This is a genomic window from Roseomonas rosulenta (assembly GCF_016106005.1).
Taxonomy (GTDB): Bacteria; Pseudomonadota; Alphaproteobacteria; order Acetobacterales; family Acetobacteraceae; genus Neoroseomonas; species Neoroseomonas rosulenta.
The window spans coordinates 17,544-39,585 of the sequence record NZ_JACADR010000006.1 but is presented as its reverse complement, the minus strand read 5'-3'; the positions used below and the strand labels follow the sequence as shown (position 1 = coordinate 39,585).

General features: G+C 67.1%; 15 protein-coding genes. 5 read left to right on the top strand and 10 right to left on the bottom strand.

Translation table 11 applies throughout. The features are described 5' to 3' along the window. Positions 1-169: 169 nt before the first annotated feature. Positions 170-1,426: a metallophosphoesterase family protein gene (locus HW578_RS02235; protein WP_198368902.1), complete on the top strand. Its 1,257-nt coding sequence runs from the start codon at positions 170-172 to the stop codon at positions 1,424-1,426. 1 nt (position 1,427) lies between these two features. Further along, positions 1,428-4,877, top strand: a complete 3,450-nt coding sequence (locus HW578_RS02230) for an ATP-binding protein (RefSeq protein WP_198368901.1) — start codon at positions 1,428-1,430, stop codon at positions 4,875-4,877. A gap of 525 nt (positions 4,878-5,402) precedes the next feature. Here the strand turns inward: HW578_RS02230 and HW578_RS02225 are convergent. From HW578_RS02225 to HW578_RS02185, 9 genes are all read right to left on the bottom strand, one after another. After that, positions 5,403-6,185 carry an alpha/beta fold hydrolase gene (locus HW578_RS02225; RefSeq protein ID WP_198368900.1) on the bottom strand — a complete coding sequence of 261 codons (783 nt, stop codon included), beginning with the start codon at positions 6,183-6,185 and terminating at the stop codon, positions 5,403-5,405. Further along, positions 6,182-7,642, bottom strand: a complete 1,461-nt coding sequence (locus HW578_RS02220) for an amidase (RefSeq protein ID WP_198368899.1) — start codon at positions 7,640-7,642, stop codon at positions 6,182-6,184. Before HW578_RS02220 ends, HW578_RS02225 begins: the two co-directional genes overlap by 4 nt. Further along, positions 7,642-9,219, bottom strand: a complete 1,578-nt coding sequence (locus HW578_RS02215) for an ABC transporter substrate-binding protein (RefSeq protein ID WP_198368898.1) — start codon at positions 9,217-9,219, stop codon at positions 7,642-7,644. The genes HW578_RS02220 and HW578_RS02215 overlap by 1 nt, the downstream gene beginning before the upstream one ends. Before the next feature lie 184 nt (positions 9,220-9,403). Then, positions 9,404-10,156, bottom strand: coding sequence for an ABC transporter ATP-binding protein (locus HW578_RS02210; protein ID WP_198368897.1), 753 nt, complete (start codon positions 10,154-10,156; stop codon positions 9,404-9,406). Then, the gene (locus HW578_RS02205; protein WP_198368896.1) at positions 10,137-11,942 is read right to left on the bottom strand and encodes a branched-chain amino acid ABC transporter ATP-binding protein/permease; all 1,806 of its coding nucleotides are present in this window, start codon (positions 11,940-11,942) and stop codon (positions 10,137-10,139) included. Before HW578_RS02205 ends, HW578_RS02210 begins: the two co-directional genes overlap by 20 nt. Beyond that, positions 11,942-12,799, bottom strand: coding sequence for a branched-chain amino acid ABC transporter permease (locus HW578_RS02200; RefSeq protein WP_198368895.1), 858 nt, complete (start codon positions 12,797-12,799; stop codon positions 11,942-11,944). Before HW578_RS02200 ends, HW578_RS02205 begins: the two co-directional genes overlap by 1 nt. 24 nt (positions 12,800-12,823) lie before the next feature. Further along, positions 12,824-14,008, bottom strand: coding sequence for an ABC transporter substrate-binding protein (locus HW578_RS02195; protein WP_198368894.1), 1,185 nt, complete (start codon positions 14,006-14,008; stop codon positions 12,824-12,826). 49 nt (positions 14,009-14,057) lie between these two features. Continuing rightward, positions 14,058-15,140 (bottom strand): mandelate racemase/muconate lactonizing enzyme family protein, encoded by a 1,083-nt coding sequence (locus HW578_RS02190; RefSeq protein WP_198368893.1) that lies wholly within the window; start codon positions 15,138-15,140, stop codon positions 14,058-14,060. Further along, complete coding sequence (locus HW578_RS02185; protein ID WP_198368892.1) at positions 15,137-16,261, bottom strand: mandelate racemase/muconate lactonizing enzyme family protein; 1,125 nt, start codon at positions 16,259-16,261, stop codon at positions 15,137-15,139. Before HW578_RS02185 ends, HW578_RS02190 begins: the two co-directional genes overlap by 4 nt. 120 nt (positions 16,262-16,381) lie before the next feature. Here HW578_RS02185 and HW578_RS02180 point away from each other — a divergent pair, with 120 nt between their 5' ends. Then, positions 16,382-17,281 (top strand): LysR substrate-binding domain-containing protein, encoded by a 900-nt coding sequence (locus HW578_RS02180; protein ID WP_198368891.1) that lies wholly within the window; start codon positions 16,382-16,384, stop codon positions 17,279-17,281. A 48-nt stretch (positions 17,282-17,329) separates the two neighbouring features. Beyond that, a complete protein-coding gene (locus HW578_RS02175; protein ID WP_198368890.1) occupies positions 17,330-17,929 on the top strand; it encodes a hypothetical protein in 600 nt (199 codons plus the stop codon). Between the two features lie 67 nt (positions 17,930-17,996). On the opposite strand, the gene HW578_RS02170 is transcribed toward HW578_RS02175, so the two are convergent. Then, on the bottom strand, positions 17,997-19,397 hold the full coding sequence (locus HW578_RS02170; RefSeq protein WP_198368889.1) for a tyrosine-type recombinase/integrase: 1,401 nt from the start codon (positions 19,395-19,397) through the stop codon (positions 17,997-17,999). Positions 19,398-20,804: 1,407 nt separating this feature from the next. Here HW578_RS02170 and HW578_RS02165 point away from each other — a divergent pair. Next, a complete protein-coding gene (locus HW578_RS02165) occupies positions 20,805-21,980 on the top strand; it encodes a DUF2382 domain-containing protein (protein ID WP_198368888.1) in 1,176 nt (391 codons plus the stop codon). Positions 21,981-22,042: the final 62 nt, after the last annotated feature.

Genomic DNA, 22,042 nt, shown 5'->3' with positions numbered 1-22,042 from the left:
GCTTCTCAATAACCTCCGTACCGGTGAGCTTTATCGAACGCGATAAGTCGATTGCCACCAAGTTCCGGTTCGCCCAAGGGGACATGAGCGTGGCTTGACAGCGTAATCCAGTAATAGAACAAATTATTTTCGGAATCAAAAGGGACGCCTGTCATTCGGGGGAAGGCTCTTGGCAAGTTTTCGATTTCTGCACGCCGCCGACATCCATCTCGATAGCCCATTGCATGGGCTCGCTCGCTATGAAGGATTGCCGACGGAGGAGATCCGGGGTGCCACGAGGGCAAGTTTCGACAACCTGATCAACCACGCGATCGATGAGAAGGTCGACTTCGTGGTGATCGCAGGGGACATGTTCGACGGCGACTGGAAGGACATGGGCACCGGACTGTATTTCGCCCGTGCCATGGGGACGCTCGAACGGGCAGGCATCCTCGTTTACCTCCTGTTCGGCAATCACGACGCCGCTTCGGTGATTACCAAGAGTGTCCGATTGCCGGGCAACGTGCACCAGTTCGGGCACAGGAAGCCGCAAACCCATATCATCGAGCATCTCGGGGTCGCCTTGCATGGCCAGAGCTTCGAGAAGCAGGCCGTGACCGAGAACATGGTCGTTGCATTTCCCGAGACTCGCGTTGGTCACTTCAACATCGGCGTGCTGCACACCTCCCTGTCCGGCCGGGAAGGGCACGCCTCCTACGCCCCCTGCGATGTTAGGGATCTACGGGCCAAGCGCTACGACTATTGGGCGCTTGGACATGTCCATAGCTTCGAGATCGTGGCCTCCGATCCCCACGTGGTCTTCCCCGGGAACATCCAGGGCAGGAACGTCCGGGAGACCGGAGCCAAGGGTGCGGTCATCGTCGACGTCGTCGATCGCGAGGTCGTCTCCATCAATCGGATAGAGGTCGACGCCATTCGCTGGGCGTCGGTCGAGGTCGATTGCACGGGCGCCGATCGAGAGGTGGTGCTTTCCCGCATGCGCGAACGCCTCGCGCATGCCCGTGATACGGGTTCGAATGGGCGCCCGATGATCGCTCGTCTGGTGCTCACGGGCACCACTGAGCATGCGGCAGGGCTGCGAGAGAGCGCCATGTCCCTTAGGGATGAGGCCATGGCTGCTGCGGTAGCCATCTCGCCCGAGCTCTGGATTGAGAAGGTACAGGTCAGGCTCAGGGAGCCGGAAACCCGTGCGAGTGAGCACCTTCCCGGGGATCTGGTTTCCCTGATCGATGAGGCGGTGACCAGCGAGGAGTTGGCGAACGAACTACGGACGGATCTGGCGGTGTTTCTCTCCGCGGTGAAGTCGTCCCTGGGTGAGGCCAGCGATGACGACGAATTCCGTCATTCCGTAGAGAAGGGCGCTTGGCCCCAGGTCATTAGCGCCGCAGCGTCTGCACTTCGGACACGCTTGGCGGCGGAGGGGTGAGATGCGCTTCGTCAGGCTGAGTCTGGAGAAGTACGGCCGCTTTGATGGCTGCGAACTCCAATTTCCAGCCAGGTCACCGGACCTCCATGTCATCAAAGGCGGGAACGAAGCCGGAAAGTCGACTTCGCGATCGGCTGTAGCCGATCTTCTATTCGGCTTCCCTGCTCGCTCGCCTTACAACTTCCGCTTCGACTACCGCTTGCTCAGGATCGGCGCGGTGGTCGAAGCGGATGGGACCAAGTTCGAATTCCGTCGCCGGAAGACCAACAGCAACAGCCTTATCGACGCGAACGAGAATCCAATCTCGGAAAGCCTCTTGTTGGCCATGCTCAAGGGGCAGACGCGCGATACGTTCCAGCTTTCATTCAGCCTGGATCAGGACGCGCTGCGGAAGGGCGGCGCGGCAATGGTCGCAGCGAAGGATGATGTCGGCCAAGCCTTGTTCGCCGCTGGTTCCGGGTTGGTCGGCATATCCGATCGGCTGAAGGCTCTGGAGGCTGAAGCCGATGAGATTTGGGGACCGCGCGCCCGCGCTTCTCGTGCGTACACCCAGGCGAGCCGCGCTCTCGAGGCTGCGCAGCAGGCTGTCAAGGAAGCGAGCCTGAAGCCCAAGGAATGGAAGGATGCCCGGGACGCCCAGGAAGAGGCCTGGAAGCGCCTTAAGGATCTCGAGAGGGAGCGGGATAAGCTTCTCGCCGAAAGTCAGAAGATTGGGAGAATTCGGCGCGTAGCCGGGGATGTGCGGATTAGGCAGGCGCTGCTGCTGGAGATCCAGAATGCCGGCGATTTCGTCGAGTTGACGCCTGCAACCGAAGCAGCGGCGACGGCTGCCATAGAGGAGGCCGACAAGGCGACCCGGAACCGGCAGATTGCCGAGCGCCTTCTCAATGAGATTGAGGAGAAGGTCCGGGCACAGCAGCCCGATCCAGCGGTGCTGGACGAGGCCCAGGCCATCGAGGATCTGGTGAACGTCTCGGGCGCGGTAACCAAGGCGCTGCACGACTTAGTCGGTCTGCGGGCTCAGCGCCAAGTGGACCGCAGGACGCTGGAAGGCCTTAGGGCGAAGGCTGGCGCAGAGGCGGGCATAATCCTCTCCGCGGAGACGGTGGAGAGCCTGCGAAAGCTCGCCGCCGAACATGCGCAGGATGCCGCAGCCCTGCAGGCGTTCACTTCGCAGCAGGACCAGCTCGAAACGCGCCGCAATGCGCTCGAGGCACGGTTGGCCGAGGAGCAGCAGGACGAAGATCCACGCTCGTTGGCAGACGCCGTCGATGCTGCCCGGCGGTTGGGAGCTGACGTGGACGACAGGTGCGACGCAGCCAGGCGCGCCGCAACACGGGCGGCCGCTGATCTGCAAAAGGCCCTGGCCAAGCTGAAGCCGTGGCTTGGCGGCATCGAGGACCTTGCGTGCCTCGCGGTGCCAAGCGCCGAGGAGATCGAGCGGGCTAAACGGGCCTGGGATCGCGAGAAGGAGATGGTTTCTCGCGAGGAGGAAAACGTTCGACGGCTGGAGGGTGAGGTCAAGCGCCTGACCCTTGAGATTGGTGCCGTCGGCCGCGGCGTGGCTATCTCGCCGCAGGAACTGACCGCTAGCCGGGAGGCCAGGGCGGCACACTGGGCGCCGATACGCGCGCATCTCCTTGGACAGCGCGTCCTGGCGGATGGAGCGGGGCAGGCGGAGGCCTATGAGGCAGCCGTCAAGGACGCCGACGAAGTGGCGGACCGCCGTTTTACCTTCGCTGAGGGGTCGGCCCGCTTGGTGAGCCTCGAGGCGGATCGCGCTAGGCTCGAGGAGGAGATCGAGCAGGCAAGGCGGAATGGTAAAGCCGCCGCGGATCGACTGACGGCCGAACAGGAGACGTGGAGGCCCAGGCTGCAGTCGCTCGGCCTCCCAGATCTGGATCCGGTCCAGATCACGGGTTGGCTGGCCCTCCGGGATGCAGCCATCTCTGCCCAGGATGCCCTTGATAGGGCCGAGGAAGAGGCCAGTCACCTCGAGGAGAGGCGCGCCACAGCCGCAGCAGCGTTGCGCCACGCGATCGGCGAGACAGCCGGCGAAGGCGAGGCGGAGGTTGCCGGCGTACTCCGGCGTGCCCAACGCTCCCTTGCCGAGGTAACGGAGCGCCGAGAGCGGCAAAGTAGGGACCGTCGGAGCCTGATCGAGGTCAGGGAGGAGCTTGTCTCGCTGAGCCGGCACAAGACTTCGATTACTGCGAAGCTCGAACCACGCATGAAGGCCTGGAACGCCCTCTTGGCAGGAACGGGCATGGCGCTCGACATCGATGCGGCGAATGCCCGCCTTTCGGCGTTGGACGCTGTCCGACAGGCTGAACAAGCCATCGCCGGTCTGGATGAGCGCATTCGCGGGATCACCGAGGAAGCTGATCGGTTCAATAGGGCTGTTCAGGAGGTGGGCAAGCGCCTGGGGGACGACGTCAACGTCCCCGATGCGGAGGTTGTGAAGCGGCTGAGGGAACGCTTGGCGAGAGCCCGGGCGACCGCGGAGGTGGTTGCCGCCCACCACCAGGACCGCTCGAAGCGTCAAAAGGAGATCGACGAGTCGAGGGCGGCATATGAGGTGGCCATGGACCGGCTGGCACCAGTCTTGGAGCAGACCGGCTGTCGCGATCCATCAGAGCTGTCCGTGGCCATCGAGAGATCCCGGCAACTGCGCGAGAAGCGGGACGATCTGGCGCGCGCCGAGGACGCGATTATCCGTAATGGTGATGGCAAAGCGCTCGATGAACTCGTCGAGTTGGTCATGCAGGCCGATCCTGACGCCTTGACCGCCCAGGCGGAAATGATTGGGCGCCAGGTCACCGACCTGAATGCACGTGTCACTGAGGCTGCCGAGGCTTATGCCACGGCAAAGCGAACGTTTGAGGAGTTGGAGAAGGGGTCGACCAGGGCTCCAGACGCGGCATTCGACGCCGAGCAGGCACGTGCGGAGATGGCGACGCTGGCCGAGGCGTACGTCCTCAAGCGGACCCAGGCTCTGGTCCTGCGGTGGGCTATCGAACGGTACCGCGAGCGCCATCAGAACCCCCTGGTGGCCCGCGCCAGTAAGATCTTCTCGACGCTGACGCTGGGGCGTTACGGGGGCCTGGACGTGGAACTCGACGGGTCATCGCCCCGCCTGCTGGGACTGACCCAGGACGGCACGGGCGCGGTCGAAGTCGACGCCATGAGCGAGGGCACCACCGACCAGCTCTTTCTCGCGCTGCGATTGGCCTCGATCGAACAGACAATCGATGCAGGTATTCGGTTGCCGTTCATCGCCGACGACCTATTCGTAAACTTCGATGATGACCGGGCCCGGGCCGGTTTCCAGGTGCTCGCAGACCTCGCCCGGAAGACGCAGGTCCTCTTCTTCACCCATCATGCCCACCTCGCGGACATCGTGAAATCTGTAATTGGTGAAGAGGCGTACTCGGAGTGCATGCTGGTCTAGGCTTCGGGCGGGCCCGCCCGGAACGAATTCGGAAAGCCCGCGCACATTTGGCACCGCTTCCAGCCGTCACTGGCCTACGGAGGTCTTCGGAAGGTCGGGGTCAAGACGGGCTGTCGTTGGTCGCCCGTGGCAGTAGGGATAAGCGCGTTCCCCCGAGTACACTGCTGTATGCTGCACTGATCGCCCTGCAGATGGTTGTACTGGTCAGGTGGCCGTGAGTAGAGGCGACGGTGGCCCGCTAGCCTCGAGCAATGATTGCCGCACGAATCTCCTCCAGTGTCGCGCCGGTGTCGCTTGAAAGGAACGCGACGCCAATCCGCTCAGCATCCGCTTTGTGGCGCCGCGTGCCCCCGGATACTGCGGGGACAATCCAGGTGCCCTCCTTGGGGTGGACCTCGTGCGTCGTCACTAGTCGCGCAAGCGCCGGATGCAGGATTACCGACGGGCGAAACTAAATCCGTCTCTGTCTGTGCCGCCCAAGGTCGCAGGGCAGGCCTGCCCGTGCCGGTAATTCCGGCGCCGTGCTCAGACGAACGCCTCCAGGGCCCGGAAAAACCCCACCTCGTCCTCCCACGGGATCATGTGGCCGGCGTTCGCCACCCTACTCATCTCGATCTGCGGGTTCAGGACCGCGATCTCCGCTAGGTCCGCGTCCGAGACGACGCCCCCGCGGCCCGCCACCATCAGCAACGTCGGCAGTGCGAGATGCGGCAGGTCGGCGTGGATGTCCTCCGCGTGGAAGCCCTCGTGGCTCGCGATCACCGCGTCGCGGTCGCAGCGGCGCAGCCATTCCAGGCGCGTGCGCAGGTGCTCGTCCGACCAGCCGGGCACGAAGTCCCGCAGCACGGCCGGGTCGGTGCTGGTCCGCGCGAGGTCGAGGGAGTCGAGGAACCACGCCAGGCCCGTGGGATACGGCCGGCGGCCCGGCCCGCTCATTGGCGGGTCGATCAGCACCGCGCGGTTGAAGGCGACGTGGCCGCGCCGGGCCAGGCGAATGGCAACGCGCGCCCCCATGGAATGGCCCATCAGGACCGGCGCGGAGAGGCCGATGGCGCCGACCAGCGCCTCGATATCCGCCGCGTAGCTGTCGAGGTCGTAGGCAAGATGCGGCCCCGCTTCGCTGAAGCCGCGCCCGCGCAGATCCGGAATGACGGTGTCATAGCGGGCACCGAGCCGCTCGCCCACGAAGGCCCAGGTCTGGGCCGGGCTGGTGATGCCCGGCAGCAGCACCAGCGCCGGCAGGTCCGGCGAACCGAAGCGCAGGTAGCTCTGCACGATCCCGTTGGCGATCAGGCTCCGGCGGGTCATGCGTAGCCCGGCGGCGGCACGAAGCCGCCGATCACCTCGCTGACGAGCCTGCCGAACGCGATGGTGCGATGGTCCTGCAGATAGGGCCCGACGATCTGCAGCCCCACCGGGAGGCCGGCCGGCGTGCGCCCGGCAGGCACCACCGTCGCCGGCAGGTTCGGCAGGCTGGCGATGCCAGCCCAGAAGAGCTGGTCGTTGTAATCCTCCTGCCGTCCATTGACGGTGATGGTCCTCGCCCAGCGCGGCCTGTCCTGGTCATGCGGAAAGGCAGCCGAGGCTGCCACCGGGCACAGCAGGACATCGACGGTCTCGAACAGCCGCGCGAAGGCGTCGCGGACGCGTTGGCGTTCCTCGCTGGCCTGGAACCAAGCGCGATGGGACTGCGTCGCCGCGCGCGCCACGCGCGCGCGGTAGCTGCCATCCTGCGGGCCGAGGGCAATGACATCCTGCTCGAGCGCCGCATGGTCCGCCTCCGGCAGAAGGGCACCCGTCGCCCCGCGCAGGACGCGCAGATAGGTGTCGTGGAAGGCAGCCAGGTCCCATTCCAGCCGTGCCGAGCGATCCACCCGCGCTCCTGCGGTCGCGATGGCGGCGATCGCGTTCTCCAGGCAGGCGACGACCGTGTCGTCCACCGCGCAGACCGGCGAACCGAGCAACACGCCCACGCGGAAATCGCTCAGGCGTGTCTGCGCCGGTCGCGGCAGGCGGGCCTGCCATCCGGGTGCATCCTGCGGCTCCGGCGCAGCGAGGAGGTCCATGGCGAGCACGAGATCCTCCGCGCTGCGCGCCAGCGGGCCGCACACCAGAACGTCGAGCGGCGTGCGCGCGATGGGAATGCCGTGCCCCGCCTGCGGCACCACGCCGAAGCTGGGCTTGTGGCCGAACACCCCGCAGTAATGCGCCGGGTTGCGGATGGACGCCCCGATGTCGCTGCCGAGTTCCAGCGCCGACATCCCGACCGCCAGCGCCGCCGCCGCCCCGCCCGAGGATCCACCCGGTGTCGCGCCAGGGTCCCACGGATTCCGTGTGGTGCCGTGGATGGCGTTGAAGGTCTGCCAGTCGGACAGCAGGTAGGGCACGTTACTCTTGCCGATCAGCACCGCCCCGGCATCGAGCAGCGACTGGACCGATGGTGCCGTGCGCGCGGCGATGTTGCCGCGCAGCGCCGGGTCGCCCCAAGTGGTGGGAAGGCCCTCGACGTCGAAGGCCTCCTTCACCGTGATCGGCACGCCGTGCAGCGGACCCAGCGCCTCGCCGCACGCCAGTGCCGCATCGGCCGCCGCGGCGCGGCGCCGCGCGCCCTCCCGGTCCTCGACCACGATCGCATTGACCGAGGGGTTGAAGCGGTCGATGCGCGCGAGGTGCAGATCAAGCAACTCGACGGCCGAGACCTGCCGCGCCCGCAGCGCGGCAGCCATCTCGGTGGCGGAGAGGAAGGCGAGGTCCCCCGCCGCCATCACCCTCTCCGGACGTTGAAGAACAGCGGGAAGCCCTTCGGGATGTCGAGCACGTCCCGCCGGTAGGCCGTCGGCTGCAGGAAGATGCCAAGCGGCACATAGGGCACTTCGCGGAAGGCGGCTTCCTGGAGCGCCGCGCAGGCGGCGCGCTGCGCCGCGAGATCCGTGGCGTCGAGGAAGGCGGTGCGATGGCGCTCGATCTCGGTGCTGTCCGGCCAACCCATCAGGCCGCGCTCGCCGATGCCGCGGATGAACTTGTTGTCCGCGGGCGTCGTGGTGGCGGCGGCGGTAGTGAAGGTGCAGAAGGCGCTCCAGCCGCCCTGCTCGACAGGCTGGCGGCTGTTCCAGCGCTGCGCCAGCGTGCCCCAGTCGAGGGCCTGGTAGTCGACGTTGAAGCCGATGCGGCGCAGCAGGTCGCCGGTCACGAGGCTCATGGCGTTGATGGCGGCGAAATCGGTCGGCGCCATGAAGACGACCCGTTCCCCGCGATAACCCGCGGCCTGGAGCTGCCGCTTCGCCTCGTCGAGGCTGCGCGGGCTCGTCAGCGCCTGCATGCCGGCATCGCTCGCCATCGGCCCCGGCGTGATGAAGCCGATATTGTCGCGCCACATGGCGCGGTCTTCGCCGGCAACCGCGCGCATCACCTCCGCTTGGTCGAGAGCCGCGAAGATCGCGCGGCGGATCGCCGGGTTGTTGAAGGGCGGTTGCACGTGGTTGAGGCGCAGGAAGGCGATGAAGCCGGACTCGTCCTGGATCGACACGCGCACGTCGCGGTGCCGGCGCAGCACCGGCAGCAGATCGGGCAGGGGCTGTTCCCACCAGTCCACCTCACCCGACTGCAGTGCCGCGGCGGCGGTGGCGGCGTCCGGCATGGTGCGCCATTCGACGCGGTCGAGATGCGCCACCTTCGGGCCCGCAAGGAAGCTCGGCGTACCGCTCGGCCGCGGCACATAGCCCTCGAAGCGCGTGTAGACATTGCGCGCGCCGGGCACCCGCTCATTCGCGACGAAGCGAAAGGGGCCGCTTCCGACCATCTCGGTCAGCGGGCGCATCGGGTCGGTGCTGGCGAGCCGCTCGGGCATGATGCACGGGATGTTGGTGCCCGGCTTGCCAAGCAGGTCCGGCAGCGTGGGGAACGGCCTGCGCAGGCGCAGCGTCACCACGCGGTCGGACTCCGCGCGCATGTCCTCGAGCACGTCCATCAGGTCGTAGGCGTAGGTGTCGCGCTTGCCCCAGCGGTTGAGGCTCGCGACCACGTCGCGTGCGCGCACCGGCTCGCCGTCGTGGAAGCGCAGCCCTTCGCGCAGCGTGATGCGCCACAGCTTGCCGTCATTCTCGACGACATGGCCTTCCGCCATCTGCGGGCGGGAGACGAAATCGGCATCCCAGCCATAGAGCGTGTCGAACACCATCAGGGCATGGGCGCGCGTGACGAAGGCCGGCGTCGCGATGGGGTCAAGGATGGCGAGGTCCGCCTGTGGCACGAAGCGCAGCGAACGCTGGCCCTGTGCGGCCGCGAGGCGCGGCGCGGCGAGCAGCGCCGCGGAAAGAGGAAGGAGTTCACGTCGCTTGAGCATGCTGCTGTCCTCGGTGATCCAGGGTTGCATCACGGAAAGCGTGGGGTCGCCGTATCAGGTCGGACCCTGGTTGCGGTCCGATGCGGACGATGTCTTGCAGGAGCCACGCCAGGCATGGCTCCGCGGGCATGGTAGAGCGCCGGCTGAACGACGGCATCAGGGCATATCTCCGATCGGCTGACGTTCAGGCATGCAACGCCGTCGGCACGTCCTCGCCGAAATAGGCGCGTTCGAGCCGGTGCGGCAGGTCGTCCTCCCTGGCGCCGGCCTCGAGCACGATGCGACCTTGCGCCAGGGCATAGACGCGGTCGGAGACGGCCAGGGTTTTCTCGATGAGTTGCTCCACCAGCAGAACCGAGGTGCCCTTCGCGCGCAATTCGCTGACGACGCCGAGCACGCGGTCCACCAGCACCGGCGAAAGGCCGGCGGAAGGTTCGTCCAGCATCAGCAGCCGGGGACGGCGGACCAGGCCCTGCGCCACTGCGAGCATCTGCTGCTGCCCGCCGCTCAGTGCACCGCCACGGTCGTGGCGCTTGGCCGCGATCTCGGGGAAGAAGGACAACGCTTCCTCGATGCGCGCGGCGCGCTCCCCGCGTGGCAGGTCGTAGCCGGCGAGCAGCAGGTTGTCCGCGACCGAGATCTGCGTGAAGACGCGATGCCCCTCGATGACGTGCACCAGCCCGGCGCGCGCGGCCTCCCGCGGGCTTGCGCGCGACAGGTCCTGCCCGTCGAAGGAGACGCTGCCGGCGGTGACCGGCAGCAGCCCCGAGATGGCGCGCAGCAGGGTCGTCTTGCCGGCGCCGTTGGGGCCGAGCAGCGCGACCACCTCGCCCGCGCCGATGCGCAGGTCCACGCCGTGCAGTACGGCGATCTTGCCGTAGCCGGCCTCGAGGCCCCCGACCTCGAGAAGGCTCCGCTCAGGCGCCGAGATAGGCACTGACGACCTCCTTGTGCACGCGGATCTCGGCCGGCGTTCCCGCTGCGAGGACCTTGCCGAGGTTCAGCACGGTCACCTGGTCGCAGATGTCGAAGATCAGGTCGGCGTGGTGCTCGACGAGCAGCACCCCCGTCCCATGCCGGCTGATGCCGCGGATCAGCGCGCCGAGGCGGCGGATTTCCTCGGTCGAGAGGCCCGCCGCGGGCTCGTCCAGCATCAGGAAGGACGGACGGAGCATTAGCGCGCGGGCGATTTCCATGAAGCGCAGCTCGCTGTGCTGCAGCCGGTCGGCGCGCGCGGCGGCGAGGTCGGCAAGACCCACCGCCTCCAGCGCGAGGCGGGCGCGGGATTCGAGGTCGCGCTCGTCGCGCCGCTGGCGCGGCAGGGCGAGCAGTGCCTCGCCGAAGCTCGCGCTGCCGTCGATGGTGCCGCCGATCATGACGTTCTCGAGCACCGAGGCCTCGCCGATCAGCCTGGGCGTCTGGAAGGTGCGGGCGATGCGCAGCCCCGCCCGGCCCTCCGGATCGCCGGCGGGCAGCGGCTGCGCGCCGATCGCCATCGTGCCGGCCTCGGGCCGGTAGTAGCCGGAGATGACGTTCAGGGTGGTGGTCTTGCCGCTCCCGTTCGGGCCGATCAGCCCATGCACCTGGCCCGGCTGCACGTCGAGGTCCACGCCGTCGATCGCACGCACCCCGCCGAAGGCAAGCACGATGCCGCGCAGGCGCATCGGTTCGGGCACCTTCCGATGGCCGAGCAGCGCATCGAGCGCTTCAGTCCGCGGGGCGATCACCCGGTTCTCCGGCAGCTTGCGCCGGCTGCGCGGGTCGATCAGCGCCGCGATGCCGCCCGGCATGGCGAGCACGATGACCAGCAGCAGCACTGCATAGAGGAAGGTGGACCAGGCGGCGAGCGGGGCGGCGATCTCGGGCAGCAGGGTCAGGATCACCGTGCCGAGCAGCGGACCGAGTATCGAGCCGCGGCCACCAATCAGGATGGCGATGAAGAATAGCAGCGACAGGTCGAAGGTGAAGGCATCCGGCGTGATGTAGGTCTGCAGGGTGGCGAACAGGCCGCCCGCCATCGCCGCCAGCGCGCCAGCGAGGATGAAGACCAGCACTAGGAGCCGCGGCTTGCGGATGCCCGAGGCCTCGGCCGCCACTTCCGCGTCGCGCACCGCGACCAGGGCACGACCGTAACGGCTGCGCGCGATGTTGGCCGTCAGCCAAGTGCACACCGCCGCGAAGCCGAGGCAGAAATAGAGGAGGCCCCAGGTGGTATCGAAGGGCGCGGGCATTTCGGGCCCGGTGATGCCGATGCCGCCCCCCGTCACGTCCTGCCAGGCGAGCGTTATCTGCGTGACGATGGTCGCGAAGCCCAGCGTCGTCATGGCGAAGTAGAAGGTGCGCAGGCGCAGCGCCGGCAGGCCGACCACCACGCCAGCCACCGCACCGGCAAGGCCCGCGACGCTCAGCGCGGCGAAGGCCGGCAGCGGCGTGAAGACATTGCCGGCGGCGAGCACGCTGGTGGTGTAGGCACCGATCGTGAGCAGCGCGACGTAGCCGATGGCGAGCTGGCCGGCATAGCCGACGATGAGGTTCAACCCCGCCACCAGCACCCAGTAGATCGCCATGCGGGTGGCGATCAGCCCCCAATAGGCGTTGCCCGTCAGCGGCATGGCGAGCCCGATGGCGAGCAGCAGCAGGAAGGGCCAGAGCGGCGAGAGCGGCCCCGCCACCTTCGGCGCGCTGCCAGTCCGGGCGGGCGCGGTTCCGGTCATCGCGTCCATCAGACCCTCCGCGCCGCCTGCGCGCCGAACATGCCCTGCGGCGCGGCGAGGAGGACGATGATGAACAGCGTGAACACGGCGACCGAGGAGAAGATGCCGCCGACCATGAAGTTCGCCGCCTGCTGGAAGAGACCGAGGACGAAGCCGCCGATCACCGCGCCGCGGTTGTTGCCGAGGCCGCCCAACGCCACGGGGATGAAGCCATAGAAGTTCAGCAGCGGGCCATTGGCGAAGAAGGCGAGCAGCAGTTGCCCGCCTGCGAAGCCCGCCAGCGCGCCGATGGCCCCGGCGAGCGCGTAGCTCGCCATGCGCAGGTTTCGCTCCGGCAGGCCGAGGGCGCGCGCTGCGAAATTGTCCTCGGCGATGGCGACGAAGGCGCGCCCCACCAGCGTGCGGCGATAGAGGTATTCCAGCCCGACGATGGTCGCGATGCAGGCCGCGACCGGCAGCCAGTACTTCTCGTCCCAGACGCCGGTGCCGATGTTGAACAGGCGCGGGAAGGGCTGTGGCTCGGTGCTCCATTCCATCGCCGTGGTGTGCTGGATCAGCAGCGCGACCGCGAGCGTGGTCAGCACATAGAGGTGCTGTTCGAGGCTCTTGAGCACGGGCCGGACGGCGACGATCTCCGTCACCACGCCGATCAGGGCGCAGCAGGCGAGGGTCAGCGCCAGGGCCGGCAGCATCGGCACGCCCAGGCGCAGCATGAACATGGACCCGAAGACGCCGCCGAGCATGCCGAGCTGGCCGGCGGTGAAGCTCATCACGCGGGAGGTGGCGAACATCGTGTTGTAGGTGATGCCGATCAGCGCATAGACGGCGCCGACCGCGAGCCCCGAGGCGATGATGGATGCGAGCATCGGCGTCCTCCCGCGTCGCCCCGCTCAGTAGCCCGGGGCCAGGGCGAAGGCGCCGTTGCGCGCGGAGTTCGCCGCGGACATCACCACTTCCTCCACCGGGAAGCCGTTATGCTGCGTCGGCGAGTAGCTGTAGGTGCCGTAGTAGCCGGGATAGTTCCGCAGGCTGTTCCAGTGGCCGATGATCGCGTCGTTGGTGGTCGAACCGGTCGCGTCCACCGCCTTGGCGATGAGGTCGATGGCGTCAATCGCCGAGGCCACCCACCACAGCAGCGTGTCCTGCAGGTTCACCTTGCCCTGCAAGCGCTGCACCAGCTCCGCCGTGCGCGGCGGCAGGTTGCCCGCCGCGTCGAAGGAGCAGGAACGGTAGCCGATGGCATAGACCTTCTCCCAGTTGGCGGGCCGTTCGATCAGGCTGCCGATCTCACCCGAGGAGAGCGAGGGATGCCCGACGAAGGGCACGTCCCAGTTCATCGTGGCGCGCGTGTTCAGCATGCGCGCGATCATGCCCGTCGAGACCGACCAGATGACGATGGCCTGCGCGCCGGCATTGCGGGCGCGCAGCATGTCCGGCGTCATGTCCGGCTGGGTGGCGTCGATATTCGCCTTGTAGACAACCTCCGCCCCGTCGCGCTGGAAGCCGGCGACCGAGGCGTTGACTGCGCTTACGCCGTAGCCCGTCGTGTCGCCGATCACCGCGACCTTCCGCGCGTTGACGCGGCGTAGGCAGTAGCCGCGCACTGCATCGTCCCACTGGGTGTTGGACGGCGTGATGCGGAAGGCGTTGGGGTAGCGGCGCTCGTCGATCAGCGTGTCCACCACGCAGGGGTGGATGTTCGGCATCTTGGCCCGCGCCATGATGGCTGTCACGGCGAGGGATTCGCCAGAGTTGGTCGGACCCCAGATGGCGTGGACGCGCAGCTGGCTGATCATTTCCTGCGTCGCGTTCACCGCCTTGGTGGGATCGCCCTGGGTGTCGCGTGTCAGGATCTCGATGCGGCGGCCCTTGACGCCGCCGGCGGAGTTGATGGCCTCGGCGGCGAACTGCACGCCGCGATTGAAGCCGACACCGGGGGCGGAGCTCGGCCCCGTCAGCGCGGCGAGCCAGCCGATGCGGATCGGCTCGTTCTGCGCGATGGCCGGGCGGGCGAGGGAGGCTCCTGCGACGAGGCCGGTGCCCCCCAGGGCCAGTGCGCGACGCGTGATCTTCATGGTTTCGGTCCCTCCGTTGTGGCCGGTCGTCGCGGTGCGGCGCCGGTCCTTATGATTGCAGGTGGCGGATGTAATCGCTGTTCAGGGTGAAGCCCCAGCCCGGGCGTTCCGGCACCAGGGCGTCGCCCGCGTCGAATTCCAGCGCTTCATTGTAGAGCCGAGAGAACCACGGCATGTACTCGAGATAGATCGCGTTCGAGAGAGCGCCGAGCACCTGGATGCTCGTCTCCGGGAACAGGTGGCTCGAGATCGCGATGTCGTGGCTCTGCGCCATGTGCCCGATACGCATGAATTCGCTGACACCGCCGGCGCGCTGGAGATCCGGCATCAGGATATCGGCCGAGCGCAGGTCGAGCATGCGTCGGAAGCCGTAGCGCGTGTATTCCGTCTCCCCGCTGGCGATCGGCGTGTCGAGCGCGGCCGCGACGCGCGCGAGACCTTCGAGGTCCCAGCAGGGCAGCGGTTCCTCGAACCAGGTGAGGTTGAAGGGTTCCAGCATGCGCCCGAGGCGGATCGCCTGCGCCTCGTTCAGCCCCTGGTTGGCGTCGGCCATGAGCGCGATGCGTGGGCCGATCGCCTCGCGCACGGCACGCACGCGCGCGGCGTCCTCGGCGGGATCGGCCTTGCCGAGCCGCATCTTCACCGCGCCGAAGCCCTGGGCGACGAAAGCCTGCGCCTCGGCCACCAACTCATCCACCGTGTAGGACAGCCATAGCCCGCCGGAATGGTAGGCCGGCACGCGGTCCTTCGCTCCGCCGAGCATCCGGTAGAGCGGCAGGTTCGCGGCCTTGCCGGCCGCATCCCACAGCGCGCCGTCGATCGCCGATATGCCCATCACCGCCACACCCTGGTGGCCGATGAAGTTGATGTCCTTCCAGGCGCGCGCCCAGAAGCCGCCGATGTGCCCGGCATCGCGCCCGACGATCAGGTCCGCGAGGCTGTCGACCATCTGCCGCAGCACCGCGGTGCGACGGTCGTGCAGGGTGAAGATCAGGTTCTCGCCTGTGATGCCCACATCGGTGCGGACCGTCACCAGGATGACACCGAAGCGGGAGATGGCGCCGAGCGCACTACCAAGCGGCTTGTCGAGCGGCAGGACGACTGGCGTCGTCTCGACGGCGGTGACCTTCATGCCGACGCCCTCGCTTCGGTGCGCACCGGCGGGGTGGTGAGGTAGCGCGCCAGGATCGCCGGATCCGGATCGCAGCCAAGGCCCGGCCCCTTCGGCACCGCCACATGGCCGTCGCGCGCCCGCACCCAGGGGTCGAAGGGGTTCGCTTCCATGTCGAGCCACAGCACCTCGACCAGCGGCCGTTCGCACAGCGCGGCCGCGACATGCAGCGTCGCGACGAAGCCTGGGCCGAAGTAAGGACAGTGCGGCACCACCTCGACGCCATGCGCCTGGCAAAGGCGGATGACGCGGACCAGTTCCCCGATGCCGCCGACCTTGGTCACGCTGGGCTGCGCGATGTCGATCGCGCCGGCTTCGATCAGCGCCTTGAAGCCGAACAGCCCGGCGGTGTTCTCGCCTGCAGACAACGGGATGCCGTGACGGCGCAGGCTGGCGAGGCCGTGCGCATCCTCCGGCGGCCAGACCGGTTCCTCGAGCCAGTAGAGCCCGTCACCGGCCAGCGCGGCGGCCATGTCGCGCGCCACCGGCGGCGTCCAGACGCAGTTCACGTCGAGCATGATCGCGGCATCCGGCGCCGCGTCCTTCGCCGCGAGCACCGCCTCCCGCGTCACCTCGTGCAGCTTGATGTGGCGGTAGCCGGCGCGGCGGGCATCGGCGGTGTTCCTCGCCACTAGGCCAAGGTCATTGGCGTAGGAAAGCAGGCTCGCATAGGCCGGCAGGCTCGCGCGTTCCCGTCCGCCGAGCAGCGCCCAGACCGGCTGCCCGGCGCGCTTGCCCATCAGGTCCCACAGCGCGATCTCGACGCCGGAGACGGCATAGAGATGCGCCCCGTTGCGCCCGAGCAGGTGCGTCGCGTGCATTAGTTCGCGCGTCAGAGTTTCGATCGCGCGCGCGTCGCGGCCGACCACCAGCGGCGCGACTATGGTGTCGAGCGCCGCCTTGGTCGCCGGGATGGCTGCATGGCCGAAGGCCTCGCCCCAGCCGACCAAGCCGTCCTCGGTCTCCACCCGCACCAGCAGGATCTCGAGCCTGTCCCACGACCGGCCGGCAAAGGGGGGATGCGGCCCGCCCATCGTAAAGGGCAGCGCAACGACGGAGGTCTCGACGGAAGTGATGCGCATGGACGTTCCTGCGGCGCCCCGCCCCCTCTTGGTGGGGATCTGTCGGGCGCCGCGGGAGGCATCCTGCGCGTGCTTCCCGATAAGCTCAACATCCGGAGACTTATAAGAATATAAGATGAGATGATGCGACTGACGTACCGCCAACTAGAAGTCCTTCATGCCGTCGCCCGGCATGGCGCCGTCACTGCGGCCGCCGAGGTGCTGGGCGTCTCGCAGCCGGCGGTCAGCATGCTGTTGCGCGAAAGCCAGGCAGCCGTGGGCTTTCCGCTGTTTAGCCGCCGCAAGGGGCGCCTGCAGCCGACTGCCGAGCTAAGCGTCATCCTCACCGAGATGGAGCGCGTCCTTCAGGGCGTCGCCCGCATTGACCGGCTGATCGACGGCATCCGGGACATGACGGTCGGTTCCGTCGTGGTCGCCGCCACGCCGACACTGGCCGACCATCTGCTGCCGCGCGCTATCGCCGCGTTCCGCCGCTCCCGCCCCGGCATCCATGTCGAGGTTCAGACGATGGACAACATCGGCGTGATCGAATCCGTCACGCGGGAACGCGTCGATGTCGGCTTCGTCCTCTCGCCGCTCGTGGCGGAGGAGGCGCAGATCGTCGCGCTCGACGAGACCGAGCTCGTCTGCGCCGTGCCCGCGACTCATCCATTGGCCGGCCGCGGCAGCGTCAATGTCAGCGATCTGGTGCCATGGCCACTAATCAGCGTCGGGCGTGGCCTGCCGCTTGGTGACCTCGCCGAGGATGCCTTCCGTGCGGCGGGCCTCAAGCGCCGAATCGCGATCGCGGTGACGCAGACCTCGGTGGCCCTGTCTCTTGTACGTGCCGGTGCGGGGATCGCCATCGTGGATCCCTACGTCGCGATGAGCGGCACGCCTGCGGACCTAGCGCTGGTGGACCTCCGTCCCAGGATCCCGGTCGGCGCCGCCGCCATCATCCAGCGTGGCAGGCTGCTGTCCCGGGCCGCGCGGTTGCTGCTGGCGACGACGCGGCGGGTTGCCTCGCTCCGCATGAGTTAGGGCAACGGGCGGGCGCAGCCGGGCGGCAGCTTCGGAGATCGCGGACTGATGAGCGGCGTCGCGGCGGGGCATGCACTCGACCGCACGGATGTATCCCTCGGCGCGCCGCGCCATACGCCCGTCGTCGCGCGCGCGGTGGTGCAGGAAGCGAGCTACCAGCCGGTCAATGAAGGAGGCCGCGACCAAACCACGCCGGGTTCGCCGAAAGACCTGATCTGCTTAGATATCACTCTCTTCGAGATGCCTCAGGGCGGAGCGATCTTCGCGGTCGGCGGCATGAACCTCATCGGCGCGCTGCCGGTATCCGAGCGCAGTGAAGCCCTTCGTGCAAAGGCCAACGCGAATGGGTGGAAGGCTGCAGCCGCGATCGCTGAACTCGAAGGTCAGATCGTTGGTTTCGTAAGGGCCGCCGGGGAGGCCGACCGGAAGGCTGTGGCGGCAGAGGCGATGGCCGCAGCCGCAGAGCGCGAAGGGGAGTGCCTGAGAGAACAGTTGGTGACGATGACCGCCGCGCTTGCCGCGGCGGCGAAGCCGAGGAGGGCCGGCTCAGGCAAAGAGCCGGCACCTGAATCCTGCGATCCTCGCGATGATTGCAGACCTCGGTATCCACCGGCCTGGCGGGTGGTTCCTATGGCGCGGTCATCATAGCGAAAGCGTTGGAAAGAACTGTACGTGCAGCGTCAGCTTGAGGAACACAGAATTCACCAGGAAAAATCTAATCTCTTCGAACGTTCTTAAGTTTCTCTGCGACATGATCGGGCCGAGCGTGGAGATACCGAAGAAGGCTGGAAGCCGTCTTGTGTCCGCTCTGCTGCTGCAATTCTCCGATAGTGAGGACCTCAGCCTGCCTAGAAAGGCCCTCATGTCGCAGGTCGTGGAGGCGGAGATCGGGGCACTTGGCAATTTCGCGCGCCCGCTTCCAGCGATAGGCTTGCTCGGACTCGGAGAGCGTGAAAAGGCGCAGATTGGCACCCGCCGTCATGCCGTGAATTTCGTCGTGCGCCTCAATGAGTGGGCGTAGCGCTGACCATGCCTCATTGCTCAGGATGACCTTACGGCGCACCTGCTTTGTAAGGCCCCCGCCTTCTCGAATGGAAATCCAGCGAACCGCACCTCGGCTCTTGATCCATTCCCGCTTTATGCTTCGGACTTCACCGGGCCGCATGCCCGTCTCGATCTGCACCGTGATGAGGGCCTCCATTTCCGGCCCATCTGGCACGTGGCGGAGCGCAGCGATAACCCGGTCCCATTCGGAAGGCTCGTTGGCCTCCTTGCCGGTTAATCGGCGGTCACGCGACGGCGGGAGATTGGGCAGTTCCAACAGCGGTACGGGGTTCTTTATGTCCAGTCCCCGCCCGCCTTTACCCCGCGCCTTTGGTTGCGCCGCGAAAAACTCGAACACTGCGGACAAGCAGTAGATTTCGTTCCGCACCGTGCTCGCATTTAGCCTCTGTCTCTGCGTGCGATGGTCGATGAACGATTGAAGGTCGTGAGCACTCACAGAATCCAGCCGCTGCGACGCTATCTTGATCCGGTGGGTCGCCGCGAGGAGCCGTCCGGCAAGTTTCGAAAGGCGGTCACTGTTAGGCTCTGGGCGCGCGCGCTCGGCGTCGAGCGCGGCAACCAGCGTTCTTCTGTCTTCCTCGGCATCAGTCCAGCGACGAAGCCTGTCGCTGTTGGTCTTTTGTGTCTTTTCGGTGCGTCGATGAAGACCATCGCTTGAGTCGAGGTAGTGCTGGATAGCACGCCGCAGGCTCCAAGCGGGTGAAGGCGAGGGCAGAGCGTCATCCGTCTGGTACTCAGGGCTGGCGGCGCGCTGGGCGGCTCGTGCGGCAAGTCGTTCGGTGATGGTCATTGGCTGCGTTGCTTCGCCGGGCGTAGCCGGTCGGGCAGGTGGCGCAACGACAGGGACGGCAGTCTTCGGTGGCGGCAGATAGGCGGTTGGGTCGAATGGGGCGTTATCGGTCGCCTTCGCGATCGCATCTTCGACCAAGATCCCCCAGCGCTCGGCATCGCGCCGTGTCGCAAAGGTACGATTCAGCCGGATTCCCCTCATCCGGATCTGCGCCGTGAAGCGCATGCCGTCACGCGTCGGACGGGCATTGATGGTGGCCAATCTCGCCTCCAAGTGCAACGAGAGTGCAACTCTTAGGCCATCAAAGCCGTCAAGTCACTAGAATTTCTATATAATTAGGTGGTTTGCTAAACCGTTATAGGATGTCAAGTCCTATCGTGGGTTCGAATCCCATCCCCTCCGCCAGATATCCTGTAATTTCAATAATGAATGGAGAGGCAGTTCTGTCGGGTCCACGATCGGGTCCACAACTGACCCGCCACTACCCGGACACCTGATCCGTCCCGCTGATTGGGCGCCGGATCCACCGGCCTCGCTCCGCCGCGCGCCACCGCCCGAGGTGTGCGGCGCCGGCCGCGTCCCAGGGGCCGGGGCCGGCCTCGAGCAGCCGGAGCGGCCCTAGGCTTGGTAGCCCCACGGCGGACGCCAAGTGAGCCGGCCAGATAGAGCGCCAGGGCCTGGGCCTTCCAGTGCGCGCCCCGCCGCCGGCATCGGCATCACCGCCGCAGGACCGAGCATCACGATGAGGGCCTCACCGTCCCCCGGCAGCACCATGCCCCGGATTTCCGTCCACTCCCCGGCCATGCGGTCGCCTTCGGCGGATGACGCTCGCTTATGCTCGTTTCCATCGGTCAGCGCCTGTGAGCGACGAAGCCGGCCGCGCGCCCGCGTCGCGTGGGCCCACCGCACGGCGTGAGCGAACGCAGAGAGAAGGCAGCCGGGCGCTCTCGGTGCGCGAAGGGCCCGCAGGGGCCGGAGTCGCCCAGGCCGTGCACGACAAGGGCTGGCCGTCCCGCGGGACAGCGAGCGCCGCGCAACCGTGCCCCGACCGCCACATATCGCATCGCGCTGCTGGGCAACGAGTTGGACCATCGACGCCGACGGCGGTGGTAGGCTCTGGCTGGATCGAGGGTGCCGGACCCGGAGGGCACCTGCTCGCCGGCATCTACATGGTCAGGCCGTGGATCCGCGACCGCTCCGCGGCGCACCTGCCGCGGGCTAGGCACTCCGGCCGCTCCCACCCCCAACCACAGCCATCCAATCGCGGGCCGTGGGGGGTTACAGATGAGCACGCCTCTAAGAGTTCCCTCGGGTTCCCCGCGTTCTGCGATCCGAACGCCCGACGGCCTACCGCCCGCCGACCACGATCTACAACCAATTGAACCGCTGGAGCGCATGCGGGGTGAAGGACGCCGCCAAACCGGCGCGGAGTCATCGGTGGTATCGCCTTCGACTGCGCCCCGCGACGTACTCACGGCGCTGCTGGTTTCCGCCGGGGGCGCAGGCGCAACAATACCCTTGGTGCTGCCATGCAACCCGGAAGCCGTACCCGCGTTGTCCTACTGAAGGCCAGCGCCTTATTCCCTACACCGCCGCTTGTGGACAAGTCCCAGTCTATCCGGGGTGCCTTCCCAATCCGCGCCAGCGGCCGTTCCAAGGACGTATGTCATGAATCTTCGAACTCTGATGCAGGCCGGTCCGACCAAGGCCAACGAACTGTTTGCCAGATTGTCCGAGACATCGGACGGCGCACTGAAGACCCGGGAAAAGCTCTTTACCGAACTCAAGGCCGAGCTGGAATTACACACCAGCCTCGAGGAGCAGCACCTCTTTCCTGTCCTGAGGCGGAATTCTGAGACCAAGGATCTGGTTGCCGACGCGATCCGCGACAACAGGGAGGTGCGCGCGAAAGTTGCGGAGCTTGACGGCATGGCGAAGAACGACGCGACCTTCTCGGAGCGTCTCGCCGACTTGCAGAAGGTCTTCCGTCAGCATGCTCGTGACGATCGGAAGGGGCTCCTTCCCGCCGTTCAGCGTACGCTGAGCGACGAGCAGGTCCAGGGCGTGATGGACAAGATGGAAGCTGGCATTGCCGAGGCCGAGCAAGCCAAGCAGGACGAAGCTGAGGAGCGCAGGGCGAACACCAGGCAAGACCGCGACCAAGCTGAACTTCTCGCGCGCGAGACCGCACTGCAGAAGCAGGCAGACGCAAAGGCTGAACGTGAGCAGGCCGCCGCCGAGCACCGCCTGCGTGCTCAGACGCGCGAGCTTGCCGAGGTGGTGCTGAAGCCGGCTGCCGTGGCGGCGAAGATCGGCACCAAGGCTGCCAGCCAGATCGCCGCAGCGGCACTCACTCAGTCGCCGGCGCTGGCCCTGACCAACATGTTCATGTGGCCCTGGCTGGGCGCAATGCAGAGCGCGCGGCCGAAGGACTCCACCAGGCCGCGCGGCGTGTCCGGCATGGAGGAGGTCATCGCGCTCGGCGAGGAGGTCCTCGAGGTCGGCAAGCGTACGGAGAACCGCGGCACGGCGCGGATTCGCCGCTTCGTGGTCGAGACCCCGGTTGAGCGGGAGGTCATGCTGCTGAGCGAGCGGGTGGTGGTGGAGCGCCGCCGGCCGGTGAGCGACAAGGTCACCGGTGAGATCCTGACCGAAGTGACCGTCGAGATCGTCGAAACCGAGGAGGTTCCCACGGTCGAGAAGCGCCTTCGCCTTCGTGAGGAGATCGTGGTCCGGACCGAGCGCACGCAGCGCGTCGAAACCGTGAAGGACACGGTCCGGCGTGACGAGGTGGAAATTCTGCAGCCCAGCCGGACCCGGAAACCGGTCGCTGCCTTCACGTAAGTCGGCGATTGCCAGTCCGGACGCCGCCGCAACGGCGGCGTCCGGCAACCGGTTCGCATTCC